Source organism: Labilibaculum euxinicum (assembly GCF_963678175.1).
In the GTDB taxonomy this organism is placed as follows: Bacteria; Bacteroidota; Bacteroidia; order Bacteroidales; family Marinifilaceae; genus Labilibaculum; species Labilibaculum euxinus.
Map to the genome: position 1 here is coordinate 4,062,246 of NZ_OY782756.1, position 12,685 is coordinate 4,074,930.

9 protein-coding genes and 1 other RNA gene are annotated in these 12,685 nt (G+C 39.2%); 1 reads left to right on the forward strand and 9 read right to left on the reverse strand.

Annotation, left to right across the window (positions count from 1 at the left end; translation table 11 throughout):
• Window positions 1-101 precede the first annotated feature (101 nt).
• The 5 genes from ACY0M5_RS16310 to ACY0M5_RS16330 form a co-directional block, all read right to left on the reverse strand.
• Window positions 102-1,295, reverse strand: coding sequence for a GNVR domain-containing protein (locus tag ACY0M5_RS16310; RefSeq protein ID WP_461629864.1), 1,194 nt, complete (start codon window positions 1,293-1,295; stop codon window positions 102-104).
• Window positions 1,296-1,599: 304 nt separating this feature from the next.
• On the reverse strand, window positions 1,600-1,896 hold the full coding sequence (locus ACY0M5_RS16315) for a GIY-YIG nuclease family protein (RefSeq protein ID WP_461629865.1): 297 nt from the start codon (window positions 1,894-1,896) through the stop codon (window positions 1,600-1,602).
• A 337-nt stretch (window positions 1,897-2,233) separates the two neighbouring features.
• On the reverse strand, window positions 2,234-2,503 hold the full coding sequence (locus ACY0M5_RS16320) for a nucleotidyltransferase domain-containing protein (RefSeq protein ID WP_218972163.1): 270 nt from the start codon (window positions 2,501-2,503) through the stop codon (window positions 2,234-2,236).
• Between the two features lie 202 nt (window positions 2,504-2,705).
• Complete coding sequence (locus tag ACY0M5_RS16325) at window positions 2,706-3,119, reverse strand: nucleotidyltransferase substrate binding protein (protein ID WP_461629866.1); 414 nt, start codon at window positions 3,117-3,119, stop codon at window positions 2,706-2,708.
• Window positions 3,120-3,244: 125 nt separating this feature from the next.
• Window positions 3,245-5,794, reverse strand: a complete 2,550-nt coding sequence (locus tag ACY0M5_RS16330) for an SLBB domain-containing protein (RefSeq protein WP_461629867.1) — start codon at window positions 5,792-5,794, stop codon at window positions 3,245-3,247.
• Between the two features lie 530 nt (window positions 5,795-6,324).
• Between ACY0M5_RS16330 and ACY0M5_RS16335 the strand changes: the two genes are divergently transcribed.
• A complete protein-coding gene (locus tag ACY0M5_RS16335; RefSeq protein WP_461629868.1) occupies window positions 6,325-7,413 on the forward strand; it encodes an MraY family glycosyltransferase in 1,089 nt (362 codons plus the stop codon).
• Between the two features lie 411 nt (window positions 7,414-7,824).
• Here the strand turns inward: ACY0M5_RS16335 and rnpB are convergent.
• The 4 genes from rnpB to ACY0M5_RS16355 all read right to left on the reverse strand — a co-directional run bounded on the left by rnpB (window position 7,825) and on the right by ACY0M5_RS16355 (window position 12,349).
• Window positions 7,825-8,174: RNase P RNA component class A (gene rnpB, locus ACY0M5_RS16340), an RNA gene on the reverse strand.
• A 161-nt stretch (window positions 8,175-8,335) separates the two neighbouring features.
• A complete protein-coding gene (locus ACY0M5_RS16345; RefSeq protein ID WP_461629869.1) occupies window positions 8,336-8,683 on the reverse strand; it encodes a four helix bundle protein in 348 nt (115 codons plus the stop codon).
• Between the two features lie 72 nt (window positions 8,684-8,755).
• Window positions 8,756-9,943: an SPOR domain-containing protein gene (locus tag ACY0M5_RS16350; protein WP_461629870.1), complete on the reverse strand. Its 1,188-nt coding sequence runs from the start codon at window positions 9,941-9,943 to the stop codon at window positions 8,756-8,758.
• Window positions 9,944-10,462: 519 nt separating this feature from the next.
• Window positions 10,463-12,349: an OmpA family protein gene (locus ACY0M5_RS16355; RefSeq protein ID WP_461629871.1), complete on the reverse strand. Its 1,887-nt coding sequence runs from the start codon at window positions 12,347-12,349 to the stop codon at window positions 10,463-10,465.
• Window positions 12,350-12,685: the final 336 nt, after the last annotated feature.

A 12,685-nucleotide genomic window follows, 5' to 3' on the forward strand; every position in this document is an offset into this window, starting at 1 on the left:
TATTCCTTCCTGCATTAGATCCCTCGGCAAGCTCGAGATGACATCTGCTCATTCATTGCCGTCATCCTGAACGGAGGAACGCAGTGAAGGATCTGTCCACTTTATTGTTGAGATCCCTCTCCCGATTCTCGGGATCGGGATGACAATTCCTGAGAAACAGTTTCATCCTCCTTCCACTTATCCTTTATACCCGAAAAGAATTCCTTCCCAAACACCATCCCCACACCGACAATACCTCCGAGGAAAGTCCAGATCACCAAGATCATAGGACGTTTAGGTTTTGATTTTTCGATGGGAATGGCTACCGGTTCGATGATGGTGAATACCGGCGTATCTTCTTTCACCTGTATTTTTTGCGTTTCCAACTGTTTGGCCAGTTCGGTGTACACCGATGAAGCCATTGAAAAATCCGATTGCAGGCGTTCCAATTGGGTTTGGGCTACTGCCGTGCTCACATTTCGGTTCTGATCGCGGAAACGGGCCAGTTTATCCTGCACCGCATTAAAAACTGCTTCCTTTTCAGCATAACGTTCCTCAACAAAAACCAACTGGTCTTCGGCCTTCTGTATTTTAAAATCAGTAATGGCCTGCTGCAGGAGTTCCTGAGCTTTTTTGGCCAGTTGAGCGGCGGCTTTGGCTTCGGGCATGCGGGCAGAGAGGGAAACGTAACCGTCTTTGTCGTTTACATCCAAAGATAGTTGGGCTGTTAGTATATTGATGAGTTGCTTTTCCTCTTCAGTAATGCTTAACAATTGGTCATTGCTTTGAGACACAAGCATTGCGTCTGTACGTTCGCCTTTAATGGCTTTGATAATAAGACCAGGCAGGCCGATGGTGTATTTTTTGATGGTTCCCAACAAACCAGGCTTTTTGATTTCCAGATAGTAGTCTGCAAATGTTACCTGTCCGCTTTGTCCTTCGATGCTCAAAGGCGTTTGCATCAATTCTTTTTGAAAGGGAATGCTGCTGATGATTTTTGGGTATAATGTTGGTGGAATAGATGATCCTCCGCCCATGCTTCCCAGATTGATTCCTGCCATGGCGGCCAATCCGCCCAGACTGCCCCCCAGTTTTGATCCGCCTTCGGCAGATTGCGGCACCATGGTGGTGGAGGCTGTGTATTCTTTTGCCGAGAAAATGGCGATGAACAAACCCAGCACCATAAAGATCAGGGTGGTACGGATTACGGTTTTACGGCCTTCCCAGAGGGTCTTGGCGAGAGCGATTAAGTCTATTTCGTCCTCATGGTCAACACGAGTCGTTTCTGTTTGATTGGGTTCCTGTATTGTGTTCATTATCTATTTTTTCTTTTTTACTTCATCTTTTTTTAGATCCCTCGGCAAGCTCGGGATGACACTCCTTTACGGTTGAGATCCTTCGACAAGCTCGGGATGACTACCACCCCTTATTGTCATTCTGAACGCAGTGAAGAATCTGTCCCTCTACGGTTAAGATCCCTCGACGAGCTCGGGATGACAGTTCAACTGAAAGTCATCCTGAACTGAGGAACGTAGTGAAGGATCTGCCCATCTTTGTCTGGCTCCTTTTGTATGAGATCCCTCGGCAAGCTCGGGATGACGTTCAACTGTAAGGATCTGTTCAAACAAAGAACTCACTCTCTAAAAACTTCCATTCCGGATTGAATTCCAAAATTAAATTATTCTTTTTCTCTCGTCGCCATCCTTTTAATTTCTTTTCTCTCTCAATCGCCAAATTCACATCATCGTGCTCTTCAAAATAAATCAAATGATGACAATTATAACGTTTTGTAAAAGCGTTTATGTGGTCTACATGACTCACATGCTCACTTAATCGTCTTTGTAAATTATTCGTAACACCTACATATAAAACAGTTTTGTTTTTGTTTGTCAATATGCAGACGTAATATATTTTCATCTCAACATTCTGCTTTTTAAAGATCCCTCGACAAGCTCGGGATGACAACGCTCCTTCTTTTGGTCATCCTGAACGGAGGAACGCAGTGAAGGATCTGTTCCCAACTGCTTCGTACCTCTTATCAAGAGATCCCTCAACATCCCGATAACCATCGGGACAGGGTGACTTACAACAGTTCCAGATGACTTCGTCAATTCGCGTAATCTGAAGTTAAACCATACAAGCCCCAACAATCGCATAACACTTATCCTTATGTAACAGTCAACCATTAGCGTAATTAGTTTAAATTCGTGCAATTCATAATTAAGAGATTGCTTCACCACTGACCATTGACTATTTACAACCTCTTTCCCTTTTCATCAATGTGCCTTCTCAGTTCTTCATTTGTGATTTGCTCATAATGAACTACATCAAAAAAATAGGGCAATGAATACTCTTCCTCCAGCAATTCCCGCAAAGATAAAACGATTTGACTGTTTATCTTACTTCCTTTTATACATAGATCCACATCAGAAGCTATTTTATAATTTCCCATGGCACGGGAACCAAACAAAATCGCTTCCTGAATTTCCGGCAATTTCTTTATTGCTTCTTTAATCCATATCATATCCTGTTGTGTTAGTCCGTACATATTCTTTTTTGTTACCGGCTAATTGGTCATTGGTTAAATCGTCATTCGTCACCAGTTAATTGGTTGATTCGTCATTGACTATTCCCAACTGACTATTGACCTTTTTATAAACCATTGACAATTCTCTGCTGACCATTGACCTCTCTTCTTACCATTGACTATTCCCTTTCCCAACTTCCTACAGCCACTCTTTCATTTTCACATACAAACATTTAATAGCCGGATAATAATTGTTTTTTATTTTTAGTCCCATCTCCTTTGCAAAGGCTTCATCGTATGTATGTACAGTTAAATTTCTATCTTTTAAGGCATCCATCCAAACATGACCATCCTCTACCAGTTTTACCTGAAAAGCATGCTTTATTGTTTCACGGGGAGATTTGGGATCAAAGCCCTCCGACTCCAAATAATCTTTCATCACCTTCCATGCCAATTCAAAACTCAATTCGAACGCCTGAATAACAGCCATAATTTCAATTTCGGAAGGAGAAATAATCTTCATGGTTTTATCCAGCACGGTATACGCTTTTTCAAAATTCTGAAAACGCTGTCTCCATCGTATGTCTTTTTCCTGATTCATATTGTTTGTCATTCGTTGATTCTTCACTGGTTAACTGGTCATTTGTCTCTGATTAACTGGTTGATTCGTTGGCTAGTCATTGGTTAATTCTTCATTAACTATTGACTATTCCCAATTGACGATTGACCACTTTACGCCTACCTTGTTGCCACCGCAATGGCGGTAATTAATGTTGCAAAAGTAGATGCTATGGCCAACCATTTGCTTGCCTGTCCGGCTTTGTCTACCTCTGGTTTTTCAGGCACAATAATCTCGCAACCTGGTTCTACCTTCGGAAAACGACGGCCAAACAATCCTCCTTTTGTTGCCTGAGTGGTTCCATTGGCATACAGAACATATACTTTCCCTTTTTTGGCCCGTTCGGCAAAACCACCGCTGCTGTACACGTAATCTTTCAATTTTTTCTTCTTTGTAAAAGTATGAGCCACCGGACTCAATACAGAACCGGATACCATTACCGTCTCTAATTTGGAAGGAACTAAAATCTGATCTCCAGCTTTTACCTGCAAATCTTCCACACCACCAGGATGACCTAAAATGGCTTGTAGATCAATTCCTACAATCTGATAAGCTACCTTTTCAATATCCGCTTCGGTCATGGTGGTATCCTGAGCTGCAATGGCTACTTTGGCCTGATATTCAGCCTCACTCAATTCTATTCTCCGGCGCAAAGAAGCCCCTTTCACATAAGCCTCTGAAGTGATCCCTCCTGCTCTTCTGATGATATCCGATATTTTTTCGTTCTTATGAGTAATTCCGTAATCCCCGGAATATTTAACTTCTCCCTGAATGTTGGCAGCTCCCTGAGGACGAAACCCCGGAGCGCGACGCACATACACTTTATCGAAAGGTTTTAATAAAAAGGCTTCATCTTCCTGATTCAATTTCAGATTTCGGTCCAGTGAAAACTGAAAGGTATGCAGCAGTGATTTTGTCAATTCACTGGTCTCCTTGTAATCCAACACGCGGCTCACTTCCAATCCTGCCACCTCAGCATCCTCTTTGAAACCTCCTGCCTGAAAAATCAGATCTCCTATGCGTAAATTTTCTGCCCAGGCATAAGTTCCTTCGAACTGAACTTCCCCAACAATTTCAACCGTTCTGGCTTCGCGCATATCAAATATGGATGAAATCTGAATCCGGTCTTCTTTCTGAAGCTCAAAATCTATCTTTCCATTCACAACATCACGAACCGAAAAGGAAATGGCTTTCAAGCTCATGTCCTCCAGCTTTCTTGTAATGACTGCCCGTTCCATAAACGCTTCTTCTTTGAGTCCTTCCGCTTTTTTAATCAATTGGGACAACTGCAGACCTTCTGTCAATTCATAATTGCCCGGACGGTACACCGCGCCATCTATACTTACCCGGTTTTCGAAACGTTCGGTGAGCATTCCTGCCACCAATGAGTCACCGTTCATCAGTTGAACCTGATCGTATTGATCTGCTGAAACGCCTTTAAAACTAAGAGTTCTGGAATTGTTTCGATACAATTCCAAACGATGAGTATAGGCTTTATCTGTAAAGCCACCTGCAAAACGCAGCAGATCAGCTACTGTTTCCTCTTTTTGAGCCTCAAACAATCCGGTCCGTTTAAATTCTCCTGCTACTTTCACTCTTTTTGCGTAAGGACGCACCAAAACCACATCCTGATCGCGCAACTGTATGTTGTTTTGGGTTTTTCCATCGATTAAATAAGCGTAAACATCTATACTGCACACCAATTTACCATCGCGCTGCACGTCGATACTTCGGAAAGATCCATTTTCATTGGGTCCCCCTGCAAGGTATAAGGCATTAAAAACCGAAGCCGTTGCCGGCAAAGAATAGGTGCCCGGCAAATTCACCTCCCCAATCACATTCACTTTAATCCCTTTTAAGCTTCCCATACTTACATCAGCAAAGGTATTTGGCCGGTCGCCACCCATGCCGTTGTAAATCGAAAGCAATCTGCTTTTAATTTTCGCCTGCGCTTTGGCAAACGAAATGCCATACACGTGAACCGGCCCTAAATCAGGAATGGTTATGGCTCCGTTTTTTTGAACTGTTAACTGATAATTTTGCTGAGAAGCACCATAAACAGATATATTAACTTCATCTCCTATTCCCAATGAGTAAGATTCTGACACAGGCACATCTATTGCCGGCTCGAAACTTAAATTTTTTGAGTTGAAAAACTGAAACCCAAAAATCTCTTTGTTTTTTTCTGTGGCTTTAAACGCTGCTTTTTCCGAAAGCTTCACCTCCGGCACCATAGTCTCCTGAGAATCATCTGCCGGAGCTTTTACATTTCTCTTTCCACTTTTGTACTCGTTGATTTTTTTCACCATTTGATCAATCTGCACTTGAGAAGCTCCTCTGGCCCGTGCCAGTGCCATTGCCTCTTCCAGACTCATGCCGTTTTTTTCCATTTCGGAAATCAGCTTTTCAATCTGAGCATCACTCAAGGCTTCCACATTTACACTCGCTGGATTGATATTTGTGTTTTGAGCGTTTGCTGTCCCGATGAATAAAACCGCAAACAAACAAACCAGAAACATTTTTTTTACCGACCAAATCATAATTTCAATAACATTTATATAGTATGTACCTTTATTCCTATCCTCTATATCCGTTTTGTTGTGACAAAACCCTATTTCAATAAGACGAAAGATTTTTTTTCGCAGCACAAAAATAAGGAACGAATCCACAATTCCCTAATTTTTGAAGCATTTCCTTCCTATTTGTAACAAACATATTCAACAGGTACATCAATTTGAATGCAATAGTAGTACTTTTTGATCTTTCTACCATCTGTCAAATGTGCCAAATTACGAAAGGTATTATTCAGCACTCTCTTTTTAGAAAAATGTCACTTAACAATACATCACCATACCAGACTGAAAAGATGATTGTTACACAAATATATCCGCAGTAAAAACAGACTGTTTCAATCGATTCCACAAGAATAGAAATAAGGATTAATAAATTCAAGTTGGTGATTAAACAATCTTTTGGGGACATAAAAGAGAAAAAAAAGCCAAAAAAGGAACAAAAATTATATTCATCAAAAATAATTCCGTATTTTTGCGTAGGGTAAACAACTGCAGATTCGGTCAATTACTAAAACCTGATGAATTTATAAAACTTGGCAGGTTTGACAGGCCTATAATAAATCTATTTATTCTATTTTTGCAAAACATACTATAACAGTCAACTCTATAAATAAACAAAATATTTTATGTACCCTTTTACACACTACTTCTACATCATTGCAAGCTTCTTGTTTTCGCTTATCGTTTGTTACCGAGTCATACCTTCAGTAATAAACCTTGCGCGCGCCAAGAAACTTTACGACGAACCCAATCACAGGTCTTCTCACACAACTGTAATCCCTTCACTTGGAGGAATTGCAATATTTCTAGGCTTTGTTTTATCTGTCCTGATATTCAGCAACGGCTTCATGCTGCACGAACTAAAATATATCGTTGCTGCTACCATAATCATGTTTGGCTTAGGTATCAAAGATGACTTAATGGACATCTCACCTAAAAAGAAACTTGTTGGACAAATTTTTGCCGCCCTCATCGTTATTGGAATGGGCGATATTCGATTTACTAATTTTCATGGCATCTTCGGGATCCATGAATTAAATTACTTTTCAAGTGTTTTGTTCTCTGTATTTGTTATTATTGTGGTCACCAATGGGTTTAATTTAATTGATGGCATAGATGGTCTGGCATCAGGAGTAAGCGGTTTGTGCACCTTAGTTTTGGGACTTTGGTTTTTACTTACAAAGAACTATGAATATGCAATTCTGGCAGCCAGCTTGCTGGGAGCACTAATTGCCTTTTTCAGGTTTAATGTTTTTGGAAAGAAGAACAAAATATTTATGGGCGACACCGGCTCTATGATTTTAGGCCTGTTGATCTCCATATTAGTGATCCGCTTTAATGAGCTTAACATTACTCACGATTTTACTTATGCGGTTAAAGCTGCCCCTGCTGTATCAATAGGTATATTGGCAGTCCCATTATTTGATACAATTCGCGTTATGCTGATTCGCATTAAAAATAAGAAATCTCCGTTTCAGCCAGATAAGAATCATGTTCATCACAGAATGATTAGTTTGGGATACAAACATGTAGCCGCCAGTGTTAGAATTATGGCAATCAATGCTCTTTTTATTGCAACTGCTTTTCTCTTAAACTGGACTAATAATGCATTTCTGCTTTCTCTGATGATTATTATGGGAGCCTTTTTCTCCTGGCTTCCATCTTACTTATTAAAAAGAAAAAATAAAAAAGAAGAAATATTACAAACGACATAAAATACTCCACTACAAAAACGCCTTCATGAAAAAGAAGGCGTTTTTTTTTATAAGATAAGAACACAAATAAAAGGCCTTCCTGTTAAACAGCTAAAGCTGTTGACATTTCGACTTTTCAAGACCTTTCCAGACTTTCGATTCCACACCCCTCACCCTGTCGGGATCTCCCCTTAAAATGGGAGAATTGCTGCAACAGATCTTTTCTCACAACAGTTAAAGCAGTTGGCAATATATCTTCACAAACCATGGACTAAAGCCATGTAGCAATTAAAACCATAAAACTGCAATTGACTTTTTTTGACCTTTCGACCTTTCGCCTTTTCAAGACCCTTCCAGACTTTTCCAAACTTTCACTATATCACACACAAAAAAAAATGACCAACTCAATCATGAGTCAGTCATTTGTATTTTAAAAAAGGCAAACCTGTAAGCCGGGTCCTGTATTCTCCGAAAAGAATTTCTATCATTTATCTAGAACATTTGTCACCAAATGTCTCGAGCAATCCACCCCCCGAACATCAGCCGAGTCAGCCTACATACGCCGGTGTACTTGATCTTGCAACACATAAGGTACACAGCCACCAATGTCACCATCAGTGCTGGTGAGCTCTTACCTCACCTTTTCACCCTTACCCGAAGGCGGTTCTTTTCTGTTCTACTACTAAAGTCTTTCGACCTTCTTCCCGTTAGGAAGTATGTTACTCTATGTTGCCCGGACTTTCCTCTCCTTTTTACAAAGCAGCGATAGAACGGTTTGCCGGCGCGAAGATAAGGAGAAAGGAGAAAGGATACAAGGAGAAAGTAACAAGTTTCAAGGAATAAGAAACAAGGGACAAGCTTCAAGGAAAAAAAACAAGTGATAGGTTTCAGGAAACAAGGAATAAGGGGTAAGGAAAATCAAGGGGCAGGTTTTAAGGATTTATCATTTTTTCTTCGCAGTCTTGTTATAAATGGCGCCCAGTATTTTAATTAACTGATTAGATTCTTTTTCCAAAACAGCCCAATTCATTTTTTGATTATCAATGGCAATAATAATCCGGATCCAATAATTGGTTTCACGGATTTCTTTCAGAGAGATAGCCACTTTATTGGCAAAGTCAGCTTTTGAGACAGCCCCTTGAGCTTCTTCATAATTTGCCCCGACAGAAGTTGCAGATTTAAGAATTTGGTAGGATATTACCTGATATTCTTTTGAATTTGGAAGATTTCGGACTTCTTTAATTATATCAATTGAAAACTTAAAAAGACGTTTTTGTAAATTATTCTCCATCTTCTTTCTTTCTATTTTTTTTCCTTGCTGCCCAACACTTGTCACTCATTCCTTGTTACTTCTTCCTTGCCACTACAACTTTACAATAAACGCATCGCCGTATCCTTTTTTTCGAATTTCGCGCAATTCCCTGCGACAGACCCAATAATTGTCGTAATTCCCGTAAAAATAACGATACAACTCGTCCTGCGGATCGAATGTCCGGGTAAGATCTTTAATCGTTATCCGCTTAAGGTTCATTTCAGATTTACTTGCAAATATCTGAATGGTAAAATGAGCATCTGCAGAAAGACTTTCCTGAACAGCTGCTGACTTTAAACCTGATGGAGTTTTAATTTTTGCCTGAGAAAAACCAAGGTCTTTTAATTTTTGAACCGCCTCATTTGCAAGCTTTTTATCGTTATAGTCTCCTATTTCAATAACATAAAGCGGCTTTTCAGATATCTTTAAATGTCCCAACTCATAATAGTAGGCAACATATTCTTTTCCTCTCATTTTTCGCCCCATATTATAGGATCCTGCCTGATTCGAAGCCATTTTCACATCGTTTTTCCTTTCTGCCTCTACTCTAACTGCCGCCAACTCTCCTTTATTAATAACGGCAACACTTGCATGAGGAAAACCTGCCAGCACTTTTTCCTGCAAATATTTCTTAGCATCACCCACATCCTCAAATCGCCCCAACACATATTGAAACATTCCATCCGCCTCCAGTACTTTCACTGAGTTGAAAGGAGAAAAACTTTCTGCATTTAGACTATTTTTGCTTTTCTGAAGAAGAATGGTGTAGTAGTAATCATTACCAATATTAGTCAGTTTACCAATTGCAGTTTCAGCATCCTGATTCTTTTTAGCGGTTTGACTGGTGATTTTCTGCGTCTGAGTTTTATCCTGACCACCCTTTCCATTCGTAAGAACTGCTGAAATCTGCTCCGATGTGAACTCCTCATTTAAATCCAAAACCTTAGCATCAGCATATCCAAAGGACTTTATTTCCTCCACCCGAGTCTCTGCTTCACTCTTAGAATTGCTAAGACCGGATAAATAATGATACTCTCCATCTTTTCCACTCAACTCAACAACATCATTCAATTCTTCGAAATAATCGGTATACACCGGATATTTAAACTTTGCAATTTCTACACCATAGGTTGAGCCTCCAGCAGTAGAACCGGCAAAGTTAATATCGAAAAAAGGAGAAAAGGAACCAATTGTCCCGGCGATCAAGAAAAAACAGATTAAAAAGTAGATATTCCTCATAACAGATAGCAGAATAGAGTGTCAGATTAGTTCTTAAAAATAACAAAAATTAACAGTAGTAAATACAAGAAACTGTTTAAAAATTTATCCTTTAGCTTTTTTATAAGCCAAAAACCTCATAATTGCGTTAAATTATCACTAAATAAAATCATTAATTAATGAAAATAAATATTACAAAAGACAATCCCTCTTCCCAAGCAATTCTTTATACACATCTTGTTGGTTGAAAAAATCAAGAGCAACAAGATCTGTAAAAAGGATAATATTAAGAATTAACACCCTTTTCCCGCCGTGTCGGGATCGGCACCTTGTTCACAATATTATTTCAAATTGCGTTCATAATCTTCACTGCGTTACGGTACCCTCAAGAAGGGAAGATTCTGTTTGTGAACGATTCTCCCATTTTAAGAGGAGATGTTCGAAGAACAGAGGAGTACTTATGTTTATAATTAAACTATTGCCTTGGAAAGCGAATATTTGTGTCTAAAGAGCAACTTCCCAAGACGAATAACAATTGATTTACAATACAAAAATTAATTCTATCCTTCGATTCTCATGATTCTCATTTTCAGAACATCCCGAATCATCAAAACACCCATTCAAAATAAACTCCTCGCCCCATGCTCCAACCTCTATCTCTGATACATCCACACCCTTTTTTACCAAATATTCTTTTGCTTTTTCAGCTTTCTGAAGGGAGATATCCAAATTCATTTGTTCCAACCCTTTCGAGTCTGAATGGCCGTTTATCTTAATTCCCAATTCCGGAAATTCTTTCCAAAACCGATACAAACGATCCAATATTTTTTTAGCTTCATCACTAAAATCATCCTCATTCTTCTCGAAATAGATGTTTCTAAATGTAATCTTCTTCTTAGGATAAGCCATTGGCTTGAGTTCCGACACAAAAGAAAACTTAGGTTTTTCGCTGATTCTGTCCAAACTTACTTCAATATTCATTTTTTGAGAAGATGGGTAATATTCAATCACCCGATCCATATATCCTGATTTTTGAACAGTAATTTCGTATAATATTCCTCCATCCAGTTCAGATTCCGGTATTTCAAAAGAAGTTTCTCCCTCAATCATCCCTTCATCTGCAACAATCACTTTATTTTCCAGAGCTTTCAGAACTGAAAATTTCACGTTTTTAATAATATCATTGGAATGCGCATCTTTCACAAAGATCTGAACACGTTTTTTGTCCTCTTTTCTCAATTCATAGATCCGGTCCCTCAAACCTCTATCTTCCCGGTCTGATACAAATATCTGCATTCCTGTCTCAGGGATATCCTGAATTGAATACTCTGAAAATGCAGAATTATACGGTTCTCCCGGATTTATAACCGGCCCCCAGCTACCATCCTCATTCCTGGAAGTAAAAAACAAATCCAATTTTCCATAACCTGCGTGTCCATCGGACGAGAACCACAACTGATTGTTCGACAGCACCCGTGGATAAATCTCGTTTTGTGCTGTATTAATTGATTTTCCTAAATTTTGAGGTTCCGTCCACTTCCCGTTCTCCTGCTTACTAACATACAGATCCATCCCTCCATATCCCCCCTCCATATCTGAAGAAAAATACATTGTTTTCCCATCGGGGGATAAAAAAGGATAGCAGCAGGAATACTTTCGACTGCAAAATGCCAGACTTTCCTTAGAACGCCATTCCCCGTTTTTCTTTTCAGCAATCGCAATCTCCATTTGTTGTTTTCCCTTCCGAATGTACCAACGCGTGTAATAAAGTGTATTTCCATCAGGAGAAATACAAATGGCTCCAATATCTGTTTTAGGTTCCAGTTTGCCGGCAAAAGATTTGGTTTCATTATACTCTGAATTTTCATCTGCAGCAAGAAACAATTTGTAATTTTTATCCGATTTTATTTTTCCGGCACCAGCTTCTGAGTAAACAATTCCTTCGGGCAATAGGAAGATACCTAAGCACTTTCCCTGGGGCTGAACTTTAATCTTAGTGATTTTCAAATCTTGATTTGCCTTTCGCACCTCGGTGTATTTACGAACAGCATCCAAGCGTATTTGAACTTCATTTGGATCCGCACCCAATTCACCGGCTCTTTCTGCCAGCAGAACAGCTGCGGTAAAATTATCATTAGCAAGGTTTATTTGAGAAAGGTGAAGTAAATCTGCAGAATTCTTCTCTTTTTCCTGAATACTGTTATAAAAATTCTCTGATTGATCGTACTTGCCCAAAACAAAATAGCACTCTGCAATCTTACGGTTGACTTCAGCATTTTTATTCTTTATATTCTTGAATTGAATAATAGCCTCCGGATAATCTCCTTTCAGAAGTGCTTTATCTCCTTTTTTCTCAAATTTACTTTGACTGAAAAGTGCAGCAGGAAGCATTAGGAATAAAACAAGCAGTTTTATCTTATAAATCATATTCGAATGGATTTAGAATGAACATAAACTAAAATTAAGGGTTTTAAGGACAATAACAAACAGTGATTTATAAAAACTTAACTTTTCAAGACTCTTTGATTATTTCACCTTTGACATTTGGACATTTGGACTTTTCGACTCTTCCAGACTTCTACACAACAGATAAAGAAGTTGGCAATGCATAGATTCAAAAACACGACAGAAATCATCTGAAAATCAAAATCTGTCCGGATTACCTATTACTTTTTGACTCTTCGACCTTTGGACTTTTTGACTTTTCCAGACTTTCCGAGACACTTTTTCTCCTAAAGCCAAGTGGTAATTCAATACCTATGC

Excerpts from the sequence above, each read along its gene's own strand:
- ACY0M5_RS16355 (WP_461629871.1), bottom strand. The coding sequence starts at position 12,349 with ATGATTTATAAGATAAAACTGCTTGTTTTATTCCTAATGCTTCCTGCT.
- ACY0M5_RS16335 (WP_461629868.1), top strand. The coding sequence starts at position 6,325 with ATGTACCCTTTTACACACTACTTCTACATCATTGCAAGCTTCTTGTTT.
- ACY0M5_RS16315 (WP_461629865.1), bottom strand. The coding sequence starts at position 1,896 with ATGAAAATATATTACGTCTGCATATTGACAAACAAAAACAAAACTGTT.
- ACY0M5_RS16325 (WP_461629866.1), bottom strand. The coding sequence starts at position 3,119 with ATGACAAACAATATGAATCAGGAAAAAGACATACGATGGAGACAGCGT.
- ACY0M5_RS16345 (WP_461629869.1), bottom strand. The coding sequence starts at position 8,683 with ATGGAGAATAATTTACAAAAACGTCTTTTTAAGTTTTCAATTGATATA.
- ACY0M5_RS16350 (WP_461629870.1), bottom strand. The coding sequence starts at position 9,943 with ATGAGGAATATCTACTTTTTAATCTGTTTTTTCTTGATCGCCGGGACA.
- ACY0M5_RS16320 (WP_218972163.1), bottom strand. The coding sequence starts at position 2,503 with ATGATATGGATTAAAGAAGCAATAAAGAAATTGCCGGAAATTCAGGAA.
- ACY0M5_RS16310 (WP_461629864.1), bottom strand. The coding sequence starts at position 1,295 with ATGAACACAATACAGGAACCCAATCAAACAGAAACGACTCGTGTTGAC.